This window comes from Burkholderia sp. IMCC1007 (assembly GCF_027257875.1).
Classification (GTDB): domain Bacteria; phylum Pseudomonadota; class Gammaproteobacteria; order Burkholderiales; family Burkholderiaceae; genus Burkholderia.
This window is the reverse complement of sequence record NZ_JAPVQY010000027.1, coordinates 40205-66715: the sequence shown is the minus strand read 5'-3', so window position 1 is coordinate 66715 and position 26511 is coordinate 40205. Positions and strand designations below refer to the sequence as shown.

Below are 26511 nucleotides of genomic sequence, written 5' to 3'. Positions count from 1 at the left end.
CGATCCCGAGCCGCTCAACGTGCAGCCCGGCAGATCGCCAGGAAATCTTCCGCCTTCAGCGACGCGCCGCCGATCAGGCCGCCGTCGATGTCCGGCTGCGCGAACAGCTCTTCCGCGTTGTCCGGCTTCACGCTGCCGCCGTACAGCACCGACACGTCGGCCGCGCCCTTCGCCGCCAGACGCGCACGCAGGAATGCGTGGACGTCCTGCGCCTGCGCCGACGTCGCGCTCTTGCCAGTGCCGATCGCCCAGACCGGCTCGTATGCGACGACGATGCGCGCCGCTTCGTCGGCCGTCAGCACGGCCAGCACGGCGTCGAGCTGCGCACCGACCACCTGCTCGGTCGCGCCCGCTTCGCGCTCGTCGAGCGTCTCGCCGACGCACACGACAGGCGTGAGGCCCGCCGCGAGCGCGCGTTGCGCCTTCGCCGCAACCGTCTCGCTGCTTTCGCCGTGATACGCACGACGCTCCGAGTGACCGACGATCGCATAACGCGCGCCGAACTCCGCAACCATGGCAGCCGCCACTTCACCGGTGAACGCGCCCTGCTCGTGCGCGGACACGTCCTGCGCGCCGAACACGACACGGCCATCGCCGAGTTGCGCCTGAACCTGCGCGAGGTAAGGGAACGGCACGCACACGCCGATCGACGTTTCCGCCACCACCGCGCCCGCACCCTGCACCACTTCGTTCAGCAATGCCTGGTTGCCGGCCAGCCGGCCGTGCATCTTCCAGTTGCCGATCACTCGCTTTGTTCTTTGTTTCGACATCGTGTCTGTCTCGTCACTATCGTGTCACTAACGTGTCATTAACGCGCCGCTCAACGGCCGTCAGGTTTGATCTGGCGAAGCAAACCCGCGATTTTACTGCGCACGGCTTGAACCGGTCAAACCGCGCATGTCAAGCCCGCTGCACGGGCCCTCACGCGTTCGCGCCCCAATCGAGCACGATCTTGCCGATGTGCTCGCCGCTTTCCATCAGCGCATGCGCCTGCGCGGCCTCGCCGGCCGGCAGCACGCGGTAGATGACCGGCTTGATGCGCCCGTCGGCGAGCAGCGGCCACACGCGCGCGTTCAACTGCGCAGCGATCCGTGCCTTGAACTCGACCGGACGCGGACGCAGCGTCGAACCCGTCACCGTCAGCCGGCGGCGCAGGATCTCGTTGAGATTCACCTCGGCCTTCGCACCGCCGAGCAGCGCGATCAGCACGAGCCGGCCGCCGTCCGCGAGCGCGGACAATTCGCGCGGCACGTATGAGCCCGCCACCATGTCGAGGATCACGTCGACGCCGCGATCGTGCGTCAGCGACTTCACGACCCCGACGAAGTCCTCGGTCTTGTAGTTGATCGCACGTTCGGCGCCGAGTGCCTCGCATGCCCGGCATTTGTCGGCGTTGCCGGCCGTCGCGAACACGCGAAAACCTAGCGCGTGCGCGATCTGGATCGCCGTCACGCCGATGCCGCTCGAGCCGCCCTGCACGAGCAGCGTTTCCTGCTCGCCGCCCTCGCCCGCGCCGAGCTGCGCGCGATCGAACACGTTGCTCCACACCGTGAAGAACGTTTCCGGCAACGATGCGGCTTCGATGTCGGTGAGCCCTTCGGGCACCGGCAGGCATTGCGGCAGCGGCGCTACCGCATACTCGGCATAGCCGCCGCCCGCGAGCAGCGCACAGACGCGATCGCCGAGCTTCAGGCCGAACGGATTCGACGCGGCATCCGACAGGTCGCCGCCGACGATCTCGCCCGCCACTTCGAGGCCGGGCAGGTCCGACGCACCCGGCGGCGGCGCATATGCGCCCTTGCGCTGGAATACGTCGGGCCGGTTCACGCCGGAAGCCGACACCTTGATCAGCACCTCGCCGCGCTTCGGTTCGGGGCGCGGACGCTCCGCGAGCTTCAGCACGTCGGGCGCGCCGAATTCGGTGATTTCGATGGCTTTCATGGCAGTCGCTCCAGGATCGGAATCGGGGACGAACCCGTGCGCGGCACGGGCAATTCGCCGGCGCTGCTGCGCCGCACAACGATGCTACAGAAAAAACGGCCGGCACGCTTTCGCACTGCCGGCCGTTTTCATGTCTGTCCGCTTACTGCTGCGGCGGCGTATCGGACTGCGACGCGGCAGCGGCTTCGTTCAGCAGTGCCTTCGCCGACAGGCGCACGCGACCCTTCTCGTCCGTCTGGATCACCTTGACCTTGACCTGCTGACCTTCCTTCAGGTAGTCGTTGATGTCCTTCACGCGCTCGTTGACGATTTCCGAGATGTGCAGCAGGCCGTCCTTGCCCGGCAGCAGGTTCACGATCGCACCGAAATCGAGCAGCTTGAGCACCGTGCCTTCGTACACCTGGCCGACTTCGATCTCGGCCGTGATCTGCTCGATGCGCTTCTTCGCTTCGGCCATGCCTTCGCTGTTCGTGCTCGCGATCGTCACGACGCCGTCGTCCGAGATGTCGATGGTCGTGCCCGTTTCTTCGGTCAGCGCGCGGATCACCGAACCGCCCTTGCCGATCACGTCGCGGATCTTTTCCGGGTTGATCTTGATCGTGATCATGCGCGGCGCGAATTCCGACAGCTGCGTGTTCGCACCCGAGACCGCCGACGTCATCTTGCCGAGGATGTGCATGCGGCCTTCCTTCGCCTGCGCGAGCGCGACCTGCATGATTTCCTTCGTGATGCCCTGGATCTTGATGTCCATCTGCAGTGCCGTCACGCCTTGCTCCGTGCCGGCCACCTTGAAGTCCATGTCGCCGAGGTGATCTTCGTCGCCGAGGATGTCGGTCAGCACCGCGAACTTGTTGCCTTCGAGGATCAGGCCCATCGCGATGCCCGCGACGTGTGCCTTCATCGGCACGCCGGCGTCCATCAGCGCGAGGCAGCCGCCGCACACCGATGCCATCGACGACGAACCGTTCGACTCGGTGATTTCCGACACGACGCGGATCGAGTAGCCGAATTCGTCGGCGCTCGGCAGGCACTTGACCAGCGCGCGCTTGGCCAGCCGGCCGTGGCCGATTTCGCGGCGCTTCGGCGAGCCGACGCGGCCCGTTTCGCCGGTCGCGAACGGGGGCATGTTGTAGTGGAGCATGAAGCGCTCGCGGTATTCGCCTTCGAGCGCATCGATGATCTGCTCGTCACCCTTCGTGCCGAGCGTCGCGACGACCAGCGCCTGCGTCTCGCCACGCGTGAACAGCGCCGAACCGTGGGTGCGCGGCAGCACGCCCGTGCGGATCTCGATCGGACGCACGGTGCGCGTGTCGCGACCGTCGATGCGCGGCTCGCCGTTCAGGATCTGCGAACGGACGATCTTCGCTTCGATGTCGAACAGGATGTTGCCGACCGTGGCCTTGTCGGCCGCGACCGTGCCGGCCGCCAGTGCGTCTTCCTCGAGCTTCGCCGAGGTCGCTGCGTAGACTTCCTTCAGCTTCGTCGAACGTGCCTGCTTGTCGCGCAGCTGGTAAGCGGCGAGCAGGTCGCCGTGCGCCAGTTCCGTCACGCGCGCGATCAGCGCTTCGTTCTTCGGGGCCGGCTGCCAGTCCCACTCGGGCTTGCCGCCTTCGCGCACCAGTTCGTGGATCGCGTCGATCGCGATCTGCATCTGCTCGTGGCCGAACACCACGGCGCCCAGCATCACGTCTTCCGGCAGCTGGTCGGCTTCCGATTCGACCATCAGCACCGCGCGCTCCGTACCGGCGACGACGAGGTCGAGGCTCGATGCCTTGATCTGGTCACGCGTCGGGTTCAGCACGTATGCGTTGTTGATGTATGCGACGCGCGCGGCACCGACCGGACCGTTGAACGGCAGGCCCGACACGGCGAGCGCAGCCGATGCGCCGATCAGCGCGGGGATGTCCGCCGGGATTTCCGGGTTCACGGACAGCACGTGGATCACGACCTGCACTTCGTTGTAGAAGCCTTCCGGGAACAGCGGGCGCAGCGGACGGTCGATCAGGCGCGACGTCAGCGTCTCGTGCTCCGACGGACGGCCTTCGCGACGGAAGAAGCCGCCCGGGATCTTGCCGGCCGAGTAGGTCTTTTCGAGGTAGTCGACGGTCAGCGGGAAGAAATCCTGACCCGGCTTCGCCGACTTCGCGCCGACGACGGTTGCCAGCACGACGGTATCTTCCACGTCGACGATCACGGCACCGCTCGCCTGACGGGCGACTTCACCGGTTTCGAGGCGCACCTTGTGCTGGCCCCACTGGAATTCCTTCACGACCTTGTTGAACATGGACATGGTTGCTCCTTTGAATTCATTCATTTCATTCGCCGCCCGGGCCATCCCGCGCGGCGGCGTCCCGACTGAATCACCCGGAGCAAGGTGTGTTTTTTATGCCATTCCAGTGCGTCGCTCGCCGAGCAGCGCGCTGGAATGACACAAATCCCGACCCCGGCATCAGCCGTTCCGGCAGTCCGGCATCCACGTGCCGAACGACCTGCGGTGCGCGTGACGCTACGCACCGCGCAAAAACAAAATGCCTGCATCAGCGGACTGACACAGGCATCTTGCTGGCGGCAATCGCCTCGATTACTTACGCAGACCCAGCTTCTCGATCAATGCGCGGTAACGGTCGGCATCCTTGCCCTTGAGGTAGTCGAGCAGCTTGCGGCGGCGGCTCACCATGCGCAGCAGGCCGCGGCGGCTGTGGTGATCCTTCGCGTGGGTCTTGAAGTGACCCGTCAGTTCGACGATACGTGCGGTCAGCAGCGCGACCTGGACTTCGGGCGAACCCGTGTCGTTGGTACCGCGGGCGAACTGAGCAACGACTTCCGACTTCTTGATATCTGCAACAGACATGTGATTTCCTTGGTTTCCTAATTGCTAGCTAACAGGCGGACACGGAAGAATGGCCGTGCCGTGACTTACAACCGGCGGGCATTGTAGCACAACTGCACGGCGTTCCTACCGTCCCTGTCACGGGCGCGTCATCGAACAGGTCGACGGCATCTGCGTGCGCTGCGCCGGAACCGCGAGAACCGTCCGGAAGCCAAAGCCCGAGCCCTCGTTGTCGAAACGCACGCCCGCCGTGCCGACCTTGTCCATTTCCATCACGTAAAGGGGCTGGAACAGCTGGTGATCCTGCGCGCGCAGGGTAGACGCATGGAAACCGTCGTCGAACGACAGCCCCTCCAGCGCGCGCGCCACCGCGACGGGGTCGGCCGAGCCGGCCCGGTTCATCGCGGCCGCGAGCATCTCGACCATCAGGCTCATGCGGCGCACCGGATAGTCGTCCTGCGGCGCCGGGAAACGGGTTCGGAACGCACGATAGAACGCGTCGGATTTCGCGCCGCCCGCATTCGGATGCCAGTCCGCGACGGCGACGACCCGCCCGACGCCCGCGTCGCCCAGCGCCGCCGGCGCGCCGAGGCTGTTGCCGTAGAACGTATAGAACTTCGCGTTGAGCCCCTGCTCGCGCGCCGCCTTCACGAGCAGCGTGAGATCGTTGCCCCAGTTGCCGGTCACGACCGCGTCCGCGCCGCTCGCGCGGATCTTCGCGATATACGGCGAGAAATCCTTGATCCGGCCGATCGGATGGAATTCGTCGCCGGCGATCGCCACGTCGGGGCGCCGCTCGGCCAGCGCCTGCCGCGCCAGCGCGCTGACGTCGTGGCCGAAGCTGTAGTCCTGGTTCAGCAGATAGACCTTGTGCAAGGTACGATCGCGCGCCATCACGTCGGCCAGCGCGGCCATCCGCATCCCCGCGTGCGCGTCGAAACGGAAATGCCAGAAGCTGCAATGCGCGCCGGTCAGCGCCGGGTCGTCGGCCGAATAGTTGAGGAACAGCATCCGACTGTCGGGATTGCGCGCGTTCAGCTTGTCGAGCGCCGCGACGAGCGCCGCCGCGACCGCCGAACTGTTGCCCTGCGCGACGAATCCGATGTGCCGGTCCGCGGCGATGCGCAATTGCACGAGCGCCTCTTCCGGGCTGCCCTTGCTGTCGAGCACGACCAGCTCCAGCGGATGCGCGCCGTCGCGCAGCTTCACGCCGCCCGCCGCGTTGACCTGTTCGACGCCGAAGCGCAGGTTGCGCTCGACGGCCGCGCCCGCGTTCGCGAACGGGCCGGACATGCCCTCGATGAGCGCGATCCGCACCGGCTCGCCTGCCGCGTACGCGGACGACGCCAGCATCCACCCCGCGCTCAACGCGAGCGCGCATCGCTTCCACAGCTGCATCGGCTACCTGCCCTTCGATTCGTTCGAGAAGCGCGGATCATAGGCCGCCGGCCCCGCCGCCCGCAAGCATGGCGACACACGACACATACGCGACCCGCCGGCTGCGATCCGCACCGATTTTTTCGGCGCGATGCGCTGCCGTGCGCCGTCCGTGATACAACTGAACAGTCAGAGAGTTCTGGAGGATCCCATGCGCATTCGCATTCCCGTGCGCCTGCCGGTGCTGGTCGCCAGTGCGGCGGCGCTGCTCGCCGGTTGCGCACAACCGTGGCAGCAATACCAGGCCGGCCAGGACGAGTCGGCGATCGTCGCGCGCATGGGCCCGCCGCGCGAGATCTACGATCTGCCCGGCGGCGGCAAGCGCCTGATGTGGCCGACCCAGCCAATGGGCGAGATCACCATCGCGGCCGATGTCGATGCAGCGCACAGGATCGTCAACGTGCGCCAGGTGCTGCAGCCGAGCGAGTTCTATCGCGCGGAGATCGGCACGTGGACGAAGACCGACGTGCTGGTCAATTTCGGCCGGCCGGTCGAGACGTCCTACTTCCCGCTGATGAAGCGCGAGGTGTGGACCTACCGGTATCTGGAAGACAACGTCTGGTACATGATGTACAGCTTCTACTTCGATCCGCAGGGGATCCTGCGCACCACGCAGAAGACGCCGGACCCGCTGCACGACCCCGACCGCCGGAACCTGTTCTGACCGATTGCGCGATTTCCGCGCAATTTCTCAATGGCCATTCACGAATAAGCGCGTGAATGGCCATTTCGTTTTTGCCGCCCTATTCGGCTGATCCGGAAAGCGGGCGGCAATTCGTTCCGATCCGTGCCCGTCACGACGCTGTCGCGCGGAATCCCTTACCGGACGGGTAACCGGCATGCGCGATGCATGTCATGCGTCGCATTGGTGCATGCGCTGCACCTCGATATTCCCAGTTGAAACAATTTGTATCAGTGGCACCGGGCGCTAGGGCATACCCCTAATATCGGGCGGAATAAACCTTTCAATTCAGAAAGTATTCGACGACGCCATTTCGAGCGATCGTTGTCCGTCCTTATTTAAAAGGAGTCCTCATGAACCGCCCCAAGAGCATGCTGGTCGCCAACATCGCCTGGGCCCGCGAGACACGCGAACACACGCCCGGCTTCTTCGACGCGCTCGCGCGCGGCCAGAATCCGCGCGTGCTGTGGATCGGCTGCGCCGACAGCCGCGTGCCGGCCGAAACCATCACGCACTGCGCGCCGGGTGAACTGTTCGTCCATCGCAACATCGCGAACCTGTTCCATCCCGACGACGACAACGCGGCGAGCGTGCTCGAGTACGCGGTGCGCGTGCTCGAGGTCGATCACGTCATCGTGTGCGGCCACTACGGTTGCGGCGGCGTACGCGCATCGCTGCTGCCGCCGCCGACCGACCTGCCGCACGTCGCGCGCCGCATCGCACCGCTGTGCGCGCTGGCACGGCGCCATCGCGACACGCTGGGCGAACTCGACGACGCGGCCGCGGCCGACCGCCTCGCGGAGTTGAACGTGCTCGAACAAGTGAAACTGCTGCGCGCGTCGCCGATCGTGCAGGGCCGACCGCGGCCGCCCCTCGTACACGGCTGGATCTTCTCCGTCGCCGACGGCCGCCTGACGGAGCTCGATTCCGGCTATACGGCGCCACCCGCCGCAGCCGCGGCCGACCCCGAGCACGCCGCCGCGGCCGTCGCATTCGGCTGACCCGCGCCCTACCCCAACGCCCATGAAATCGCCCCAACCATGAAACTGAACGAGCGCCTGTCCACCCTGCCGCGCGACATCGTCGCCGGCATCGTCGTTTTCCTCGTCGCGCTGCCGCTATGCCTAGGCATCGCCAATGCATCCGGCGTCGAGCCGTTTGCCGGGCTGGTATCCGGCATCGTCGGCGGCATCGTCGTCGCGCTGCTGAGCGGCTCGTCGCTGTCCGTGAGCGGGCCGGCGGCCGGCCTCGTCGTGATCGTCGTCGAAGGGATCGCGCAACTCGGCAGCTTCTCCGCATTCCTGCTCGCGGTGCTGCTGTCCGGCGTGCTGCAGTTCGGCTTCGGCATGCTGCGCGCCGGCCGCTTCGCCGCGTACGTGCCGTCGCCCGTCATCAAGGGCATGCTCGCCGCGATCGGCCTGCTGCTGATCGTCAAGCAGATCCCATTCGCCTTCGGCATTGGCGGCCAGGCCTCGCAATCGTTTGCGAACTGGCCGGCGCTGCCGACCGCATGGGCCGCCACGGCCATCGCGCTGGTGTCGCTGGCGCTGCTGATCGCGTGGGACATGCCGGCACTCAAGCGCTTCGCGTGGGTACGTTCGGTACCCGCGCCGCTCGCGGTCGTCGTGCTCGGCATCGGCGCGACGCTCGTGCTCGGCGTGATCGCACCGGCAGCTGCACCGGGCGCCGCGCATCGCGTCACGCTGCCCGAATTCGACTCGTTCGCGGCGCTCGCGGCATCGCTCAAGCATGCGGAGCTCGGCCCGAACCTCGCGCAACTGGTCAACCCCGACGTATGGCGCGTTGCGATCACGCTTGCGGTCGTCGCGAGCCTCGAGACGCTGCTGTGCCTCGAAGCGGTCGAGCAGATCGATCCGAAGCGGCGGCCGACGCAACCCGATCGGGAGCTGAAGGCACAGGGGGTCGGCAACCTCGTCGCGGGCGCCGTCGGCGGCCTGCCGATCACGTCGGTGATCGTGCGCAGTTCGGCCAACGTCAACGCCGGCGCGCAAAGCCGGATGTCCGCGATCGTGCACGGCATCCTGCTGCTCGCGAGCGTGTTCGCGCTCACCGGCCTGATCAACCTGATCCCGCTCGCGAGCCTGGCCGCGATCCTGATCCACACCGGCCTGAAACTCGCGAAACCGGCGCTGTTCCGCTCGGTGATGCAACAGGGGCCGGCCGCGTTCGTGCCGTTCGCCGCGACGATCGTCGGCGTGCTCGCCGTCGACCTGCTGTTCGGCATCGCGCTGGGCCTTGCGTGCAGCGTGCTCGCGGTCGCCGTTGCCAACCTGAAGAGCCCCGTCACACTCGCGCAGCACGACGACCACTTCCTGCTGTCGTTCCGCAAGGACGTGTCGTTCATCGGCAAGGTGCAGGTCAAGCACCACCTGCGGCACATTCCGGACCGGGCGGCGGTGATCATCGACGCGACGCGCGCCGACTACATCGATCACGACGTGCTCGAACTGCTCGATGCATTCGTCGCCGATGCGCCGCGGCGCGGGATCGCGGTCGAGTTCCGCCGGCGCAATCCGGCGCCACGCGCGGCGGCGCGTCGCTGGCTGTTCCGCGCGCCGGCCGCGGAATGAGCGGCCAATGAAAAAACGCCCCGGGCGGCGCAGGGCCGCACGGGGCGTTTCGGGGCTGCTTGACGCGCGGCGCTTACGAGCGCTGCGGGTTGACCTTGTCGTCCTTCGAGTGCAGCTTGTTCAGCGCGGAAATGTACGCCTTCGCGGATGCGGCGACGATATCCGGATCGGTGCCGACGCCGTTGACGATCCGCCCGCTCTTCGACAGCCGGACGGTCACTTCGCCCTGCGCCTGCGTGCCGGTCGTGATCGCGTTCACCGAGTACAGCAGCAGTTCGGACCCGCTGCCGACTTCGCCTTCGATCGCATTGAACGTCGCGTCGACCGGGCCGTTGCCGCGCGCTTCACCGGTCACTTCCTTGCCTTCGACCGCGAACACGATTTTCGCCTGCGGCTGCTCGCCCGTCTCCGAACGCTGCGACAGCGACACGAACTTGAAGTGCTCCTGCTCGTGCGCGAGCGCCGATTCCTCGGACACGATCGCGATGATGTCTTCGTCGAAGATCTCGGCCTTGCGGTCGGCCAGATCCTTGAAGCGCATGAACGCGGCATTCAATTCGGCTTCGCTGTCGAGCGACACGCCGAGCTCCTGCAGGCGCTGCTTGAACGCGTTGCGGCCCGACAGCTTGCCGAGCACGATCTTGTTCGCGGTCCAGCCCACGTCTTCCGCGCGCATGATCTCGTAGGTGTCGCGCGCCTTCAGCACGCCGTCCTGGTGAATGCCCGACGCGTGCGCGAACGCGTTCGCGCCGACCACGGCCTTGTTCGGCTGCACGACGAACCCGGTGATCTGCGACACGAGCTTCGACGTCGGCACGATCTGCGTGGTGTCGATGCCGACGTCGAGCCCGAAGTAGTCCTTGCGCGTCTTCACGGCCATCACGATTTCCTCGAGCGACGTGTTGCCCGCGCGCTCGCCGAGACCGTTGATCGTGCACTCGACCTGCCGGGCGCCGCCGATCTTCACGCCGGCGAGCGAGTTCGCGACCGCCATCCCGAGGTCGTTGTGGCAGTGCACCGAGAAGATCGCCTTGTCCGAATTCGGGATGCGCTCGCGCAGCGTCTTCACGAGGTTGCCGTAGAGTTCCGGCACGCCGTAGCCGACCGTGTCGGCGATGTTGATCGTCGTCGCGCCTTCGGCGATCACCGCTTCCAGCACGCGGCACAGGAAGTCGAGATCCGAGCGGCTGCCGTCTTCCGGCGAGAATTCGACGTTGTCGGTGAACTTGCGCGCGAAGCGCACCGCGAGACGCGCCTGCTCGAACACCTGGTCCGGCGTCATCCGCAGCTTCTTCTCCATGTGCAGCGGCGACGTCGCGATGAACGTGTGGATCCGCGCGCTGTTGGCCGGCTTCAATGCGTCCGCCGCACGCTGGATGTCCTTGTCGTTGGCGCGCGCCAGCGAGCAGATCGTGCTGTCCTTCACGAGACCGGCGATCGTGTGGATCGCGTCGAAGTCGCCGTTCGAGCTGGCCGCGAAGCCGGCCTCGATCACGTCGACCTTCATCCGCTCGAGGTGCTTCGCGATGCGGATTTTCTCTTCCTTCGTCATCGACGCGCCGGGCGATTGTTCGCCGTCACGCAACGTCGTATCGAAAATGATCAGCTTGTCTGTCATGGGGAGCTCCAGGGGGCTTTATATGGAAGTCAAACGTAATGAGATCGCGCCACCGCTGGCGACGCTCAACAACAGACGAGGCTTGACGGAGGGCGAGAATGGTCAGCGCGGCAGGCGCGCCAAAGCTAGCGCGCGTAGCGGCGCACCGGCTAGAAGGAGGGAAAGGCGGGGAAATGCAGTCATGCCGACGACTATAGCGGCATTCCGCTGGGTGCGCAATCGGACGGCACCCGGGATGCCTGGCTGCTCGATCCGAAAAAGGGGCAAATGAAAACGGCGGCCTCGAAACCGGGGGCCGCCGTTGCGGAGCAAGTTGCGCGTCAGTGCTCGCGCTGCGACGATCGCGCGGGATTCGCGCGCCCGCGCACGGCCATGTAGGCCCAGAACACGTAGCCGGACAGCCCGTACAGCACGAACAGGCAGAACAGCATCAACGGCGGATCCGACGACACGAGCACGAACGCGACGACGACCAGCAGGATCGCCGCGAACGGCACGCGGTGCCGCACGTCGAGCGCCTTGCCGCTGTAGAACGGCGCGTTCGACACCATCGTTACGCCCGCGTAGATCGTCAGTGCGAACGCGACCCACGGCAGCCAGCCGAGCTTCATCGGCACGCGGTTGTCGGTCGCGAGCCAGACGAAGCCGGCGATCAGCGCGGCGGCGGCCGGGCTCGGCAGCCCCTGGAAGAAGCGCTTGTCGACGCTGCCGATGTTCGTGTTGAAGCGCGCGAGGCGCAACGCGGCGCCCGAGCAATAGACGAATGCGGCGAGCCAGCCCCAGCGGCCGAGATCCTTCAGCACCCACTCGTACATCACGAGCGCGGGTGCGACGCCGAACGACACCATGTCCGACAGGCTGTCGAACTGCTCGCCGAATGCGCTTTGCGTATGGGTCATTCGCGCGACGCGCCCGTCCATCCCGTCGAGCACCATCGCGACGAAGATCGCAATGGCGGCGATCTCGAAACGCACGTTCATCGCCTGCACGACCGCGAAGAAGCCGCAGAACAGCGCAGCGGTCGTGAATGCGTTCGGCAGCAGGTAGATGCCGCGCGTCTTCAGGAACCGCTGGCGCGCGGCACGGCGGCTTTCGGTGGGCACCGAATCGGACGCCATCACCTTGTTGCGGCGGAACGGGCGCGGGGTCTGGTTGGCGCCGTTACGCGGCCGGCGCGGTTTGAATGCGGCCATCGTGCGTCCCGCCGCTTACTGTTCGAGCTCGGCGAGGATCGTCGACGACGCGTAGACCTTCTCGCCGATCGACACCTTTGCGCGGCTGCCGAGCGGCAGGTACACGTCGACGCGCGAACCGAAGCGGATGAAACCGTAGCGCTGACCGCGCGACAGCGGCTCGCCCGCGCGCACGTAGCAGAGGATCCGGCGGGCGATCAGGCCGGCGATCTGCACGGACGTGACGGTCTTGCCGCTCGCCGTCTGGATCACGACCGCATTGCGCTCGTTCTCGGTCGACGCCTTGTCGATCGCCGCATTCAGGAACGCGCCGGGGAAGTATTCGACCTTGGAGATCGCGCCATCGACCGGCGAACGCTGCGAATGGACATTGAAGACATTCATGAACACGCTGATCTTCAGCGCTTCGCGGTTCGCGTACGGGTCCTGTGTGGTCTCGACCGCGACGATGCGGCCGTCCGCCGGGCACAGCACGGCGTTCGGCTGCGCCGGGATCGGGCGCTGCGGATCGCGGAAGAACTGGACGACGAAGACGAGCAGCAGCCAGAACGGCCACGCGAAGCCGAAGCCCCCGACGGCGTGGATCAACAACGCGAGGACGGCTGCGATCGCGATGAACGGCCAGCCTTCGCGCGCGATGATCGGATGAGGATAGTTCATGGATTCGTTCGGTGTTCGGTGAATTGCAAAGCCCGTAGCATAGCAAAAGCCGCCCGGGGCACTGCTGCCTTCGGGCGGCTTTTTGATACCGACCCTCCACTCGAAGGGCCGGAACAGCACGTTTTGCTGCTATCGGTGCTTAGTTCTTCGTCTGGTCGACGAGCTTGTTCTTCGCGATCCACGGCATCATCGCGCGCAGCTTCGCACCGACCTGCTCGATCTGGTGCTCGGCCGTCAGGCGGCGGCGCGACTGCAGCGTCGGCGCGCCTGCCTTGTTCTCGAGGATGAAGCTCTTCGCGTACTCGCCCGTCTGGATGTCGGTCAGGCACTGCTTCATCGCCTTCTTCGTCTCTTCCGTGACGATGCGCGGGCCCGTCACGTACTCGCCGTACTCGGCGTTGTTCGAGATCGAGTAGTTCATGTTCGCGATGCCGCCTTCGTAGATCAGGTCGACGATCAGCTTCAGTTCGTGCAGGCACTCGAAGTACGCCATTTCCGGCGCGTAGCCCGCTTCGACCAGCGTCTCGAAACCGGCCTTGATCAGCTCGACGGTACCGCCGCACAGCACGGCCTGCTCGCCGAACAGGTCGGTTTCGGTCTCTTCGCGGAAGTTCGTCTCGATGATGCCGGCACGACCGCCGCCGTTCGCTGCCGCGTACGACAGCGCGATGTCGCGTGCCGCGCCCGACTTGTTCTGCGCAACCGCGATCAGGTGCGGCACGCCGCCACCTTGCGAGTACGTGCCGCGCACGGTGTGGCCCGGTGCCTTCGGCGCGATCATGATCACGTCGAGGTCCGCGCGCGGGATCACCGCGCCGTAGTGGACGTTGAAGCCGTGTGCGAACGCCAGTGCGGCGCCCTGCTTGATGTTCGCGTGCACTTCCTTCGCGTACACGTCGGCGATCTGCTCGTCCGGCAGCAGCATCATGACGACGTCCGCGTTCTTCACCGCTTCCGCGACTTCCTTGACCGACAGGCCTGCGTTCTCGGCCTTGCTCCACGACGCGCCGCCCTTGCGAAGGCCGACCGTGACGTTCACGCCGCTGTCCTTCAGGTTCAGTGCGTGTGCATGGCCTTGCGAGCCGTAGCCGATGATCGTGACTTGCTTGCCCTTGATGAGGGAGAGGTCAGCGTCTTTGTCGTAGAAAACGTTCATGATGGTTCCTTCGCTAATTCAAAAATTCAACAATTCGTTCGGATTGGGTACTGCGGGCCGGGACATGACGGCGCACCCGGCGTGCCTCTTCGGCATCACACCTTCAGGATGCGCTCGCCGCGTCCGATGCCGGAGCTGCCGGTACGCACGGTCTCTAGGATCGCGCTCGCGTCCAGCCCCTGGATGAATGCGTCGAGCTTGTCGCTCGCGCCCGTCAATTCGATCGTGTAGGTCTTTTCAGTCACGTCGATGATGCGGCCGCGGAAAATATCCGACATCCGCTTCATTTCTTCGCGCTCCTTGCCCACTGCACGTACCTTGATCAGCATCAGCTCGCGTTCGATGTGTGCACCGTCGGTCAGGTCCACCACTTTCACCACCTCGATCAGGCGGTTCAGATGCTTCGTGATCTGTTCGATCACGTCGTCCGAGCCAATGGAAACGATGGTGAGCCGCGACAGCGATTGGTCTTCGGTCGGCGCCACCGTCAAGGTTTCGATGTTGTAGCCGCGTGCGGAAAACAGGCCGACCACGCGCGACAGCGCGCCCGGTTCGTTCTCCAGCAGGACGGAAATGATGTGTCTCATGTTCGCTTCTTCCAGAATGTGCCGTGTCGATTCACTCGCGCCGCGCGCCGCCCGGTGCCGCACCGCCCTTCGTGAAGGCGGCCGCTGCGGGCCTGCGCGCGCGTCGCGCCGTTACAGATCTTCCGATCCGAGCAGCATCTCGGTGATGCCCTTGCCGGCCTGTACCATCGGCCAGACGTTTTCGGTCGGATCGGTCTGGAAGTCGAGAAACACGGTGCGGTCCTTCAAGCGCAGCGCTTCCTTCAGCGCCGGCTCCACATCGGAAGTCTTTTCGATCCGCATGCCGACGTGGCCGTACGCTTCGGCGAGCTTCACGAAGTCAGGCAGCGCATCCATGTACGAATGCGAATAGCGCTTGCTGTATTCGATCTGCTGCCACTGGCGGACCATGCCGAGGTAGCGGTTGTTCAGCGAAATGATCTTCACGGGCGTGTCGTACTGCAGGCAGGTCGACAGTTCCTGGATGCACATCTGGATCGAGCCTTCGCCCGTGATGCACAGCACGTCGTCGTCCGGGTGCGCCATCTTGACGCCCATCGCTGCCGGCAGGCCGAAGCCCATCGTGCCGAGGCCACCGGAGTTGATCCAGCGACGCGGCTTGTTGAAACGGTAGAACTGCGCCGCCCACATCTGGTGCTGGCCGACGTCCGAGCACACGAACGCGTTGCCGTCCGTCAGCTCCCACGCCTTCTCGACCACGTATTGCGGCTTGATGATCTCGCTTTCGCGGTCGTATTTCAGGCAGTCCTTCGCGCGCCAGCCTTCGATGTCCTTCCACCATTGCGCGAGCGCCTCGGTGTCGGGGCCATGCTCGGCCGTCTGCAGCTGCTCGATCAGCTCCTTCAGCACTTCCTTCACGTCGCCGACGATCGGGATGTCGACCTTCACGCGCTTCGAGATCGACGACGGGTCGATGTCGATGTGGATGATCTTGCGCGGGCGCGACGCGAAGTGCGCCGGGTCGCCGATCACGCGGTCGTCGAAGCGGGCGCCGATCGCGATCAGCACGTCGCAGTGCTGCATCGCCATGTTCGCTTCGTAGGTGCCGTGCATGCCGAGCATGCCGAGGAATTTCTTGTCCGACGCGCGATAGCCGCCGAGGCCCATCAGCGTGTTCGTGACCGGGTAGCCGAGCAGGTCGGCGAACTGGTTCAGTTCGCGCGCCGCATCGGCGAGGATGATGCCGCCGCCCGTGTAGATGTACGGACGCTTCGCCGACAGCAGCAGCGACACGGCCTTGCGGATCTGGCCCGAATGCCCCTTCGTGACCGGGTTGTACGAACGCAGCGACACGCTCTTGACGGGCTCGTACTGGCACGGCGTCTTGGAGACGTCCTTCGGGATGTCGATCAGCACCGGGCCGGGACGGCCGGTACGGGCGATGTAGAACGCTTTCTTGACGGTTTCCGCGAGGTCGCGCACGTCCTTCACGAGGAAGTTGTGCTTCACGCACGGACGCGTGATGCCGACGGTGTCGCATTCCTGGAAAGCGTCCTGGCCGATCGCGGCAGTCGGCACCTGGCCGCTGATCACGACCATCGGGATCGAATCCATGTAGGCCGTTGCGATGCCGGTCACCGCATTGGTGACACCGGGGCCGGACGTCACGAGACAGACGCCGACGTTGCCGGTGGAGCGCGCATACGCATCGGCTGCGTGCACGGCCGCCTGTTCGTGGCGCACCAGCACGTGCTGAATCTTGTCCTGCTTGTAAAGCTCGTCGTAGATGTAGAGTACCGAGCCGCCGGGGTAGCCCCAGATGAATTCGACGTTCTCGTCGGCGAGTGCCTTCATGAGCACGGTGCCGCCAATGGAGTCGCTATCGGGAGGGGAAAGGGGTTCCGACGTGGAGAATTCCGCGCTGGGCATGTTCATTTTGACCTTTCGAATTTTCGGCAAAAAATTGATCGGGTGCTCTCTGCCGGGCTTGTGGCTCGGGTTCAAGCGGCGCGTCCAGTTGAAGGGCGGGCTTCTTGGGCCAGCCTCAAATGAGACCATCACTTCATGTTGCGAATCGCTGACGATAGCGGGTCATGATTGGGTCGTCAAGCAAAATATCCCGCAGCGCATCATGCGCCCCGCCCGGCGGCCCGCGGACGCGGCTCGCGCGCAACGTGGCGCGCTGCAACCGGTGCCAAGTCACGCGAAAATTTGTTAGCATCCGCGGGTTTTACGAAATTTTTCGACCTTTCACACGCCGCCGCGGTCCGCAGCGCATACCTTTACGGAATGGCATCAGACAAGGAACTCGCCGACTTTCTGGCGGGCGTCGAAAGGCGCGCGTTCAAGCAGGCTGCATACGCCGTGCGTGACGACGACGCGTCGCTCGACATCGTCCAGGACGCGATGATCAAGCTGGCGGAGAAATACGGCGACCGGCCGGCGGCCGAGCTGCCGCTGCTGTTCCAGCGGATCCTGCAGAACGCGATTCACGACTGGTTCCGCCGGCAGAAGGTCCGCAATACCTGGGTCACGCTCTTCTCGTCGCTGAACAACACCGACGACGACGACTTCGATCCACTGGAAACGCTCGAATCGGCGGACGACAATATAGGCGTCGAGAGCAGCGAGCACCGCCTCGAACGCGAGCAGGTTCTGGCCCTGATCGACGAAGAAATCCAGAAACTTCCGGCACGTCAACGGGAAGCGTTCCTGATGCGTTATTGGGAAGATATGGATGTCGCCGAGACTGCCGCCGCAATGGGGTGCTCCGAAGGCAGCGTCAAGACGCACTGCTCGCGAGCTACCCACACCCTGGCGCAAGCGCTCAAGGCCAAAGGAATCACGCTATGAGCTCTCCCGTAAATCGAGAACATGAATTCGCGCTGAAGGTCCGCCGCGCGCTGGACGAACGTGCCGCGGCGCTGCCTGCCGCGACCACCGACCGCCTGGCCGTCGCGCGCCGGGCCGCGCTCGCGCGCAAGAAACCCGAAGCCGCGACCGCGCCGGTGTTCGTGCCCGCCTTCGCCGGCGCGGCCGGCGCATACGGCACGACACCCGCGAGCGGCCCGCAGGCCGGCCGCCCGCACGCGTCGTTCGCGCGCCGCCTGCTGCGCGCATGGCCGCTCGCGCTGCTGCTCGCGGGGCTCGTCGGCATCGCGTACTGGGAAGACATGCAGCGGACCGCGGAACTCGCCGACATCGACGCGGCGATGCTCAGCGACAACCTGCCGCTGAACGCGTATCTCGATCACGGGTTCAACGCGTATCTTTCGCACACACGCTAACAGACAATAACGAGGGGATCGCACGGGTGAGTCAGAAGCGCGGCCTGGCCGTATTTTTCGGATGCGTGATCGCGATCGCCGTTTGCTACGTCGCCACCTATTCGCGATTCAACCCGCCCCCCGCGACGGTCTCCTCCGCGGCCAGCAGCGCGCCCGCGCCGACCTCGGCCGCCGCCGGGCTGACCACCGAACTCCCGCCGCTGCCGCTGCCGCTGCCGGCCGCCAACGGCCCGCTGTCGTGGGCGCGCCTGACGCCCGCGCAGCACGAGGCGCTCGCGCCGTTCGCCGATCAATGGGACGGCTTCAGCGACGCACGCAAGCGAAAATGGCTGAAGATCGCATCGCGTTTCGCGAAATTGACGCCTGATGCACAAAAGCGCCTGCAGGATCGGATGTCCGAGTGGGTGCGGATGACGCCCGAGCAGCGCCGCGTCGCGCGCGAGAACTACCAGAGCGCGAAGGAGCTGTCCGCGCAGGCGCGCGAGCGCGCGTGGAAGGCCTACCAGCAGTTGCCCGAAGAACAGAAGGAACGCCTCGCGGCGGCCGAGCGCCGCCGCCGGCCGAGCGTCGTCAGTGCGCCGCCCACCGTCGCCGACCGCGACGTGCGCCGCCTCGTCAATGCGCACGAGCATCCGGCCGGCAATCCTGCACCGGCGTCCGTACCCGCGTCGGCCGGCGCCGGCGCGTCGCCGGTCGCCGCGTCGTCCACGTCGGGGACTGCCCCGGCGCCGGCTGCCGTCACGCCCGTGTCGCCCGCCGACGCGCCGTCGCTCTTCAAGGGGTCCTGAGCGGCCGTGGCGAACGCCCCCGCGCCCCAGTCCATCGCCATCGCCACGCCGTCCGTGCGGCGGCGCCTCGCGGCGCTGCTGTACGAGGCCGTGCTGCTGTTCGGCGTCGTGTTCTTCGCGGGGCTCGCGTTCAGTCTCGCGACGCAGCAGCGCAACGGCCTCGTGCATCACAACCTGCTCGCCGCCTGGATCGCGCTCGTCGTCGGCGCGTATTTCGTCTGGTTCTGGACCCACGGCGGCCAGACGCTGCCGATGAAGACGTGGCGGCTGCGGCTCGAATCGTCGAGCGGCCGGCCGCTGAATGCCGTGCACGCGCTCGTCCGCTATGCGCTCGGCTGGCTGTGGTTCCTGCCGCCGCTCGCGCTGCATCCACTGCTCGGCCTGTCGGTGCCGGTCACGCTCGCGCTCACCGGCATCTGGATCGCGGCGTGGGCCGCTGCGGCCCGGCTGCACGGCGATCGCCAGTTCCCGCACGACCGTATCGCCCGTACGCGCATCGTCGCCATTCCGCGCTGAGCTGCTCACGCGCCGACGCGTCGCGCGGGCCGCGCCGCCGCCCGCCCGTTTTTATCAGACAAAAACCTCGCCAAAACGCCTGCACGGCCGTGCCACCACGCCTTGCCCGCCGACGAAAAACCCGTCGGTTCGGCAGCTTACGCAACCTCGCAGCATTCACTGCTAAACACGCCGCTACGGCGGTAATAAGAACGTCTCGTGACTGTCACGGCACAGTCACGGCCGCATGGCGCAATGCGTGTACTCTCAACCGGCGCGAGTCATGCATGGGCCAGAAAACGTCCGCGACCTCCCTGTTCCGTCAACCGCTCGGCGCCCGCGCCGCTACCGCCTTCCTGTCCGGATCGGCCGCAACCGACGTGCTGTCGTCGGATGAGCCGCCTGCCGCGCATGCCGCGCGGCACGACGATCCCGACGCGTCCACTCATCGCTACCGCACCATCTGGCTGTCCGATATCCATCTCGGCTCGAGCGGGTGCCAGGCGCCGTACCTGCTCGATTTCCTGCGCCACAACGATTCGGAATACCTGTACCTGGTGGGCGACATCATCGACGGCTGGCAACTGAAGAAGGGCTGGTACTGGCCGCAGGCGCACAACGACGTCGTGCAGAAGATCCTGCGCAAGGCGCGCAAGGGCACCCAGGTCGTCTACATCCCCGGCAATCACGACGAAGGCGCGCGCCAGTTCTGCGACCTCGCGTTCGGCGACATCCAGGTGCGCGGCGAGGCATTTCACACGACGCTCGCCGGCAAACGTTTGTGGATCGTGCACGGCGACCTGTTCGACGGCGTGATCCAGCATGCCAAATGGCTCGCGTACCTCGGCGACACGCTCTATACGCTGATCCTCGTGCTGAACCGCTGGTTCAACCGGATCCGCAGCCGCCTGGGCTTCCAGTACTGGTCGCTGTCGCAGTACCTGAAGCACCAGGTGAAGAACGCGGTCAACTTCATCTCGCAGTTCGAGACCGTGATGACCGACGAAGCGCGCCGCCGCGGCTGCGACGGCGTCGTGTGCGGACACATCCACAAGGCGGAGATCCGCGACATCGACGGCGTGCTGTACTGCAACGACGGCGACTGGGTCGAAAGCCTGTCCGCGCTCGTCGAAACGATGGAAGGCGAGCTGAAGATCGTCTACTGGACGGCGATGCACACCGCGCCGACCGCGGCGCCGTCGCGCAAAGCCAAGGCCACCGCCTGACACAACCCCACTTACAGGACACATGCCGCGATGAAGATCATGATCGTCACCGACGCGTGGGAACCGCAGGTCAACGGCGTCGTGCGCACGCTGAAGAGCACGACCCACGAACTCACCGCGCTCGGCCACCGGGTCGAAATGCTGACGCCGCTGGAATTCCGCACGCTGCCCTGCCCGACCTATCCGGAGATCCGCCTGTCGATCCTGCCGTACCGCAAGCTGCGCGCGCGGATCGACGCGTTCGGGCCGGACGCGCTGCACATCGCGACCGAAGGCCCGCTCGGCCTCGCCGCGCGGCGCTATGCGCGCGCCCGCAAGCTGCCGTACACGACCGCCTACCACACGCGCTTTCCGGAATACGTGCAGGCGCGCTTCGGGATCCCGCTGTCGGCGACCTACAAGTTCCTGCACTGGTTCCACGGGCCGTCGCTCGCGGTGATGGCGCCGACCCCGGTCGTGAAGCAGGACCTCGAGAAATTCGGCTTCACGAACGTCGTGCTGTGGACGCGCGGCGTCGACCTCGACATCTTCCGGCCGATGGAGTCGAAGGTGCTCAATACCGCGCGGCCGATCTTCCTGTACGTCGGCCGCGTCGCGATCGAGAAGAACGTCGAGGCGTTCCTGCGGCTGGACCTGCCCGGCTCGAAATGGGTTGCGGGCGAAGGCCCCGCGCTCGCGGAACTGAAGTCGCGCTACCCGGAAGCAAACTATCTCGGCGTGCTGTCGCAAGCCGAACTCGCCAAGGTGTATGCTGCGGCCGACGTGTTCGTGTTTCCGAGTCGCACCGACACGTTCGGCCTCGTGCTGCTGGAGGCCCTCGCATGCGGCACGCCGGTTGCCGCATACCCCGTGACGGGCCCGATCGACGTGCTCGGCGGCGGCGCCGCCGGCGCGATGCACGAGGACCTGCAGGAAGCCTGCCTCGAGGCGCTGAAGATCGAACGCGAAGCCGCGCGCGCATGGGCGGAACGCTTCTCGTGGCGCGCGGCGTCCGAGCAGTTCGCGTCGCATCTGAAGCCGCTGCCGAAGACTGCGTACTCGCCCACCGAAGGTGCCGCCGTTTGAAACGAGACCTGAACGACAAGATCCCACCCCCTGCCATCGCGGCGCAACTGCATCGTCCGTTCGACGAAGAAGAGCCGCACGCCGATGCAGACGTGCATCCGCACGAGCCGCTCGGCCCCGACGATCGTCTGGCGCCGCTCGCACCGAACCCGTACAAGCGCCACCGCGGCATCACCCGCGCGTGGTACGCGCTCAAGCATTCGCTGAACGGCTTTCGCGTCGCGATCCGCGAGGAGAGCGCGTTTCGCCAGGAGCTGACGCTCGCCGCGGTGATGCTGCCGATCGGCGCGTTCTCGCCGGTCCCGGCCGCGTCGCGCGCGCTCTTGATCGGCTCGGTGCTGCTCGTGCTGATCGTCGAGCTGCTGAACTCGAGCGTCGAGGCCGCGATCGACCGCATCTCGCTCGAGCGCCACGAGTTGTCGAAGCGCGCGAAGGATCTCGGCAGCGCGGCGGTGACGGTCGCGCTGTTCGCATGCGTGACGACGTGGGGCTTCGTGCTCGGCCCGACGGTCGCGCACTGGCTCGGCTTCTAGCGCCCGCCCGCCCGCATGCGGCGGCGCACCATGGGCCGCACGCATTGCAATGACGAAATGCGCCCGATGCACGGAAACCGCGGTTTATAATCGTCCGCTGGATCTTAGAACAGCAACCCGCGCCGGACGAATCCCGCAGCATCGATTGCAGCGCCCGCCAGTCCGGCATACACAGGGCCGGACGACATGGAAGCGAAACCTCCCCGCCGCACGCGCGAACGGATTCTCGAGTTGTCGTTGAAACTCTTCAACGAGATCGGCGAACCGAACGTCACGACCACGACGATCGCCGAGGAAATGGAAATCAGTCCAGGCAACCTGTACTACCATTTCCGCAACAAGGACGACATCATCAACAGCATCTTCGCGCAGTTCGAGCAGCAGATCGAACGGCGGCTGCGCTTTCCCGAAGATCACCGTCCGACGATCGACGAAACCTGGTCGTACCTGCAGTACATGGCCGACTTCATGTGGACCTACCGGTTCCTGTATCGCGACCTCAACGACCTGCTCGCGCGCAACCGCACGCTCGAGACGCACTTCAAGCAGATCATCAGCCACAAGGTGCGCTTCGCGCACGACATGTGCGAGCTGCTCGTCTCCGACGCCGAAATGGTCGCCACGCCCGCCGAGATCGAAGTCATCGCCACCAACATGGCGGTGATCTCCACGTACTGGCTGTCGTATCAGTACGTGATGCATCCGCGCAAATACAACGACCAGGATGCGATCCGCGAAGAGCTGCACCAGGTGAGCATGCACGTGATCTCCGTGATGGCGCCCTACCTGCGCGGCCGCTCGCGGCAGCTGTTCGACGATCTCGTGTCCGGCAAGCTGCCCAAGCGCGAATTCACCGACTACCTGCCGCCGCGCGACGGTTCGCCGCGCGCCGCGGGCAGCCCGGTCGCGGCCCGATCCGCGACGAAGGACACGAAACAATGAAGGCCGTCTGCGTTTATTGCGGCTCGTCATCCGGCGTGCGGCCGGTCTATGCGGACGCCGCGCGCGCGTTCGGCCGCGCACTCGTCGAGGCGGGCCTCACGCTCGTGTACGGCGGCGGCCGCGTCGGGCTGATGGGCGTGATCGCCGATGAAGTGATGGCGGCCGGCGGCCGTGCCGTGGGCGTGATCCCCGAACTGCTCGTCGACAAGGAAGTCGGCCATACGGGGCTGTCCGAGCTGCACGTCGTGCCCGACATGCACCACCGCAAGAAGATGATGGCCGACCTGTCGGATGCGTTCGTCGCGATGCCCGGCGGCGCCGGCACGCTCGAGGAACTGTTCGAGGTCTATACGTGGGCGCAGCTCGGCTATCACCGCAAGCCGGTCGCGCTGTACAACATCGATGGCTTCTACGATCCGCTGATCGCGCTGCTGCGCCATACGGTCGACGAAGGCTTCATGCGCGCGACCTATTTCGACGCGCTGTGCGTGGCGTCCGAACCCGTCGCGCTGATCGACCGGCTGCGCCACTATCAGCCGCCCGCCCTCGACAAGTGGGCGCCCGACGCAGCCAAGTAACGCTCCCCGGCAGCCCATGACCGCACCGTCCGATCGCAAGGCCGTCCTCATCACCAGCGCAAGCCGCGGCATCGGCCGCGCGACCGCCGTGCTCGCCGCCGAGCGCGGCTGGGACGTCGGCATCAACTATGCGCGCGACGCCGCCGCGGCCGAACTGACCGCACAGGCCGTTCGCGACGCGGGCGCCCGCGCCTGCATCGTCGCCGGCGACGTCGCGAACGAAGCCGACGTCATCGCGATGTTCGACACCGTGACGGCAGCGTTCGGGCGCCTCGACGCACTCGTCAACAACGCGGGTATCGTCGCGCCGTCGATGCCGCTCGCCGACATGCCGGTCGACCGGCTGCGGCGGATGTTCGACACCAACGTGCTCGGCGCGTATCTGTGCGCGCGCGAAGCCGCCCGCCGGTTGTCCACCGACCGCGGCGGCCGCGGCGGCGCGATCGTCAACGTGTCGTCGATCGCGTCCCGGCTCGGTTCGCCGAACGAATACGTCGACTACGCCGGCTCGAAGGGCGCGGTCGACTCGCTGACGATCGGCCTCGCGAAGGAACTCGGCCCGCACGGCGTGCGCGTCAACGCGGTGCGCCCCGGCCTGATCGAGACCGAAATCCATGCGAGCGGCGGCCAGCCGGGCCGAGCAGCCCGCCTCGGCGCCCAGACGCCGCTCGGCCGCGCGGGCGAGGCGCCGGAAATCGCCGAAGCCGTCGTCTGGCTACTCAGCGACGCGGCGTCCTATACCACGGGCGCGCTGCTCGACGTCGGCGGTGGCCGCTAGCCGTGCCGCCGCGCGGTAAAAAATCGCCTACTCAAGCGATTCGTCGTCGCGACACCACAAATCTCCACAATATCGTGACATTTTCAGTAAACGTCAGTAACAATTCCGTGCTCTACTAGCGCCAAGTCAAACAGCCACGTCATCCGGCTGTCATTCGCCTCGACGCGCCCCTTATCGGTGCCGGCCCATGTCGCCGGACCGGCTTGACCCGACCGAGATCTTTTCCATGCCAGGTTCCGCAGCGCCCGGCCGGCGACGCACGTCCGTGCCGGCTCCGGCCCATCATGCCCGATCAGCCCCCGATTCCGACTTCGGCGCGACGCTCGATGCGGCCGGCGCGGGCGTCGGCGCAACCCACGCGGCACGTGAGCGCGTCGCCCGGCTCGGCTGGCAGGCGTGGCTGCTGGTCGCCGCGCTGGTCTGCGCGTACACGCTGCCGGGCGTGCTCGGCCACGATCCGTGGAAACAGGACGAGACCTATACGTTCGGCATCATCCAGCACATGCTCGAGACCGGCGATTTCGTCGTACCAACCAATGCCGGCCTGCCGTTCATGGAAAAGCCGCCGCTCTACGCGTGGGTCGCGACGAGCCTCGCGTGGCTGCTGCAGCGCGTGATGCCGCTGCACGACGCGGCACGGCTCGCGAGCGCGCTGTTCGCCGCGCTCGGGTTCGGTTTCATCGCGCGCGCGGCACGCAGCGCAAGCCGCGCGGACAGCTGGCTCGATCTGCGCGTGATCGGCCCCGTCGTGCTGAGCGCAGGCACGCTCGTCGTGATCAAGCACGTGCACGACATGATGACGGACGTCGCGCTGTTCGCCGGCACCGCGATGGGTTTCTGCGGCATGCTCGAACTCGTGAAGCAGCACGTCACGCGCGCGCAGCACATGCGGCACGGGCTGCCGGTGCGGCCGTCGGACAGTTGGGCCGCGCCGATCTTCGGCGCCGGCGTCGGCATCGCGCTGATGACGAAAGGCCTGTTCGTGCCGCTCGTGTTCGCGGCCACGCTCGCGGGCGCGCTCATGCTCTACCCGGCCTGCCGCACCCGCGCGTTCGCGCGCTCGCTCGGCGTCGCCGCGCTCGTGTTCGCGCCGTTCGCACTCATCTGGCCGACCGCACTGTTCCTGCGCTCCGAGACGCTGTTCATGACGTGGTTCTGGGACAACAACGTCGGTCGCTTCTTCGGCTTCTCCGTGCCGGAGCTCGGCGCGGAAAACGACAAGCCGTTCTTCATCCTGCGTGCGTTCCTGCTGGTCGGTTTCCCGGTCGCGCCGCTCGCGATCGCGGCACTGGCGCGCGGCGCCTGGCGCGACTGGCGCACGCCGCGCATCGCCCTGCCCGTGCTGTTCACCGGCATCGGCCTCGCGGTGCTGCAAGTGTCCGCGACCTCGCGCCAACTCTACATCCTGCCGTTCTTCGCACCGCTCGCGCTGGTCGCCGCACAGGCGATCGAGCGGCTGCCGCGCGGCCTGCATCTCGCGTGGGACTACCTGAGCCGCCTGCTGTTCGGCACCGTCGTCGCACTCGCGTGGGTGATCTGGGCGGTCATGGCCGATCCGGGCGCATCGCACGCGGATCTCGCGCCGCTCGGCCGCTGGCTGCCGCTCGACTGGACGATGCCGATCGTGCCCGGCTTCGTGATCGGCGCGCTCGTGCTGACCGTGGGCTGGCTGTGGCTGCTGCCGAAGCTGCGCACGACCGGCCGGTGGCGCGGCGCGCTGTCGTGGGGCGCGGGCGCGCTGGTCGCGTGGGGGCTCGTGTACACGCTGCTGCTGCCGTGGCTCGACGTCGCGAAGAGCTACCGCTCGGTGTTCGAAGACCTGAACGCGCATCTCGCGCTCGAATGGAACGACGGCGACTGCATGGCCAGCTTGCACGGGCTCGGCGAGTCGGAGGCGCCGATGCTGTACTACTTCTCGGGCATCCAGCACACGCCGATCGACGACGCGAAGGCGACGCGCTGCACGTGGATGATCGTCCAGGGTGTGCGGGCAGTCGATCCCGCACCCGGCAGCGAATGGAAACTGTTCTGGACTGGCGCGCGGCCCGGCGACAACGAGGAACTGCTGCGCGTATACGTGCGCACGCCCGAAGAGCACGTGAAACCGTAACGCGAGACGGCGCCCCCGGGGCGCCGTCGTCATTTTCGGCAGAAGGCCCGCATCGGCCGCGCGAACGCGGCTTC

The 26511-nt window shown here is 66.3% G+C and carries 25 protein-coding genes; 14 read left to right on the top strand and 11 right to left on the bottom strand.

Going from position 1 to position 26511, the window contains the following annotated elements:
* Nucleotides 1–14: 14 nt before the first annotated feature.
* The 5 genes from tpiA to O1Q03_RS22325 all read right to left on the bottom strand — a co-directional run bounded on the left by tpiA (nt 15) and on the right by O1Q03_RS22325 (nt 6169).
* On the bottom strand, nt 15–770 hold the full coding sequence (tpiA, locus tag O1Q03_RS22345; RefSeq protein WP_269506170.1) for a triose-phosphate isomerase: 756 nt from the start codon (nt 768–770) through the stop codon (nt 15–17).
* Nucleotides 771–921: 151 nt separating this feature from the next.
* Nucleotides 922–1941 (bottom strand): NAD(P)H-quinone oxidoreductase, encoded by a 1020-nt coding sequence (locus O1Q03_RS22340; protein ID WP_269506169.1) that lies wholly within the window; start codon nt 1939–1941, stop codon nt 922–924.
* 142 nt (nt 1942–2083) lie between these two features.
* Nucleotides 2084–4231, bottom strand: a complete 2148-nt coding sequence (pnp, locus tag O1Q03_RS22335) for a polyribonucleotide nucleotidyltransferase (RefSeq protein ID WP_269506167.1) — start codon at nt 4229–4231, stop codon at nt 2084–2086.
* A gap of 291 nt (nt 4232–4522) precedes the next feature.
* Nucleotides 4523–4792 (bottom strand): 30S ribosomal protein S15, encoded by a 270-nt coding sequence (rpsO, locus tag O1Q03_RS22330; RefSeq protein WP_006398792.1) that lies wholly within the window; start codon nt 4790–4792, stop codon nt 4523–4525.
* A 117-nt stretch (nt 4793–4909) separates the two neighbouring features.
* Nucleotides 4910–6169, bottom strand: a complete 1260-nt coding sequence (locus O1Q03_RS22325; protein ID WP_269506166.1) for a branched-chain amino acid ABC transporter substrate-binding protein — start codon at nt 6167–6169, stop codon at nt 4910–4912.
* Nucleotides 6170–6359: 190 nt separating this feature from the next.
* Between O1Q03_RS22325 and O1Q03_RS22320 the strand changes: the two genes are divergently transcribed.
* The 3 genes from O1Q03_RS22320 to O1Q03_RS22310 all read left to right on the top strand — a co-directional run bounded on the left by O1Q03_RS22320 (nt 6360) and on the right by O1Q03_RS22310 (nt 9481).
* Nucleotides 6360–6872, top strand: a complete 513-nt coding sequence (locus tag O1Q03_RS22320; RefSeq protein WP_269506164.1) for a hypothetical protein — start codon at nt 6360–6362, stop codon at nt 6870–6872.
* Between the two features lie 371 nt (nt 6873–7243).
* A complete protein-coding gene (locus tag O1Q03_RS22315; RefSeq protein ID WP_269506162.1) occupies nt 7244–7891 on the top strand; it encodes a carbonic anhydrase in 648 nt (215 codons plus the stop codon).
* A 39-nt stretch (nt 7892–7930) separates the two neighbouring features.
* Nucleotides 7931–9481 carry a SulP family inorganic anion transporter gene (locus tag O1Q03_RS22310; protein WP_269506160.1) on the top strand — a complete coding sequence of 517 codons (1551 nt, stop codon included), beginning with the start codon at nt 7931–7933 and terminating at the stop codon, nt 9479–9481.
* A 73-nt stretch (nt 9482–9554) separates the two neighbouring features.
* Here the strand turns inward: O1Q03_RS22310 and O1Q03_RS22305 are convergent, their stop codons facing one another.
* From O1Q03_RS22305 to O1Q03_RS22280, 6 genes are all read right to left on the bottom strand, one after another.
* Nucleotides 9555–11099: a 2-isopropylmalate synthase gene (locus tag O1Q03_RS22305; protein WP_269506159.1), complete on the bottom strand. Its 1545-nt coding sequence runs from the start codon at nt 11097–11099 to the stop codon at nt 9555–9557.
* Between the two features lie 320 nt (nt 11100–11419).
* Entirely contained in the window at nt 11420–12292 is an 873-nt protein-coding gene (pssA, locus tag O1Q03_RS22300) for a CDP-diacylglycerol--serine O-phosphatidyltransferase (protein WP_269506158.1), read from the bottom strand.
* 15 nt (nt 12293–12307) lie between these two features.
* Entirely contained in the window at nt 12308–12952 is a 645-nt protein-coding gene (locus O1Q03_RS22295) for a phosphatidylserine decarboxylase (RefSeq protein ID WP_269506157.1), read from the bottom strand.
* A gap of 139 nt (nt 12953–13091) precedes the next feature.
* Entirely contained in the window at nt 13092–14108 is a 1017-nt protein-coding gene (ilvC, locus tag O1Q03_RS22290) for a ketol-acid reductoisomerase (RefSeq protein ID WP_040144685.1), read from the bottom strand.
* Nucleotides 14109–14203: 95 nt separating this feature from the next.
* Nucleotides 14204–14695, bottom strand: a complete 492-nt coding sequence (gene ilvN, locus O1Q03_RS22285) for an acetolactate synthase small subunit (RefSeq protein WP_006750445.1) — start codon at nt 14693–14695, stop codon at nt 14204–14206.
* 111 nt (nt 14696–14806) lie between these two features.
* The gene (locus O1Q03_RS22280) at nt 14807–16570 is read right to left on the bottom strand and encodes an acetolactate synthase 3 catalytic subunit (protein ID WP_269506155.1); all 1764 of its coding nucleotides are present in this window, start codon (nt 16568–16570) and stop codon (nt 14807–14809) included.
* A 354-nt stretch (nt 16571–16924) separates the two neighbouring features.
* On the opposite strand from O1Q03_RS22280, the gene O1Q03_RS22275 reads away from it, so the two are divergent.
* From O1Q03_RS22275 to O1Q03_RS22225, 11 genes are all read left to right on the top strand, one after another.
* Complete coding sequence (locus tag O1Q03_RS22275) at nt 16925–17488, top strand: RNA polymerase sigma factor (protein ID WP_269506154.1); 564 nt, start codon at nt 16925–16927, stop codon at nt 17486–17488.
* Complete coding sequence (locus O1Q03_RS22270; protein WP_269506152.1) at nt 17485–17922, top strand: DUF3619 family protein; 438 nt, start codon at nt 17485–17487, stop codon at nt 17920–17922. Before O1Q03_RS22275 ends, O1Q03_RS22270 begins: the two co-directional genes overlap by 4 nt.
* Nucleotides 17923–17948: 26 nt before the next feature.
* Complete coding sequence (locus O1Q03_RS22265) at nt 17949–18710, top strand: DUF3106 domain-containing protein (RefSeq protein WP_269506151.1); 762 nt, start codon at nt 17949–17951, stop codon at nt 18708–18710.
* Nucleotides 18711–18716: 6 nt separating this feature from the next.
* Nucleotides 18717–19226, top strand: a complete 510-nt coding sequence (locus O1Q03_RS22260) for an RDD family protein (RefSeq protein WP_269506149.1) — start codon at nt 18717–18719, stop codon at nt 19224–19226.
* A 266-nt stretch (nt 19227–19492) separates the two neighbouring features.
* Complete coding sequence (locus O1Q03_RS22255) at nt 19493–20431, top strand: UDP-2,3-diacylglucosamine diphosphatase (protein ID WP_269506147.1); 939 nt, start codon at nt 19493–19495, stop codon at nt 20429–20431.
* 30 nt (nt 20432–20461) lie between these two features.
* The gene (locus O1Q03_RS22250) at nt 20462–21496 is read left to right on the top strand and encodes a glycosyltransferase family 4 protein (protein ID WP_269506146.1); all 1035 of its coding nucleotides are present in this window, start codon (nt 20462–20464) and stop codon (nt 21494–21496) included.
* A complete protein-coding gene (locus tag O1Q03_RS22245; protein ID WP_269506144.1) occupies nt 21493–22029 on the top strand; it encodes a diacylglycerol kinase in 537 nt (178 codons plus the stop codon). The genes O1Q03_RS22250 and O1Q03_RS22245 overlap by 4 nt, the downstream gene beginning before the upstream one ends.
* A 186-nt stretch (nt 22030–22215) precedes the next feature.
* Nucleotides 22216–22971 carry a TetR/AcrR family transcriptional regulator gene (locus tag O1Q03_RS22240; RefSeq protein WP_269506143.1) on the top strand — a complete coding sequence of 252 codons (756 nt, stop codon included), beginning with the start codon at nt 22216–22218 and terminating at the stop codon, nt 22969–22971.
* Entirely contained in the window at nt 22968–23549 is a 582-nt protein-coding gene (locus O1Q03_RS22235; RefSeq protein ID WP_269506142.1) for a TIGR00730 family Rossman fold protein, read from the top strand. The genes O1Q03_RS22240 and O1Q03_RS22235 overlap by 4 nt, the downstream gene beginning before the upstream one ends.
* A 16-nt stretch (nt 23550–23565) precedes the next feature.
* Nucleotides 23566–24327, top strand: coding sequence for an SDR family oxidoreductase (locus O1Q03_RS22230; RefSeq protein ID WP_269506140.1), 762 nt, complete (start codon nt 23566–23568; stop codon nt 24325–24327).
* A 226-nt stretch (nt 24328–24553) separates the two neighbouring features.
* Complete coding sequence (locus O1Q03_RS22225; RefSeq protein WP_269506139.1) at nt 24554–26437, top strand: ArnT family glycosyltransferase; 1884 nt, start codon at nt 24554–24556, stop codon at nt 26435–26437.
* The last annotated feature ends 74 nt before the right edge of the window (nt 26438–26511 follow it).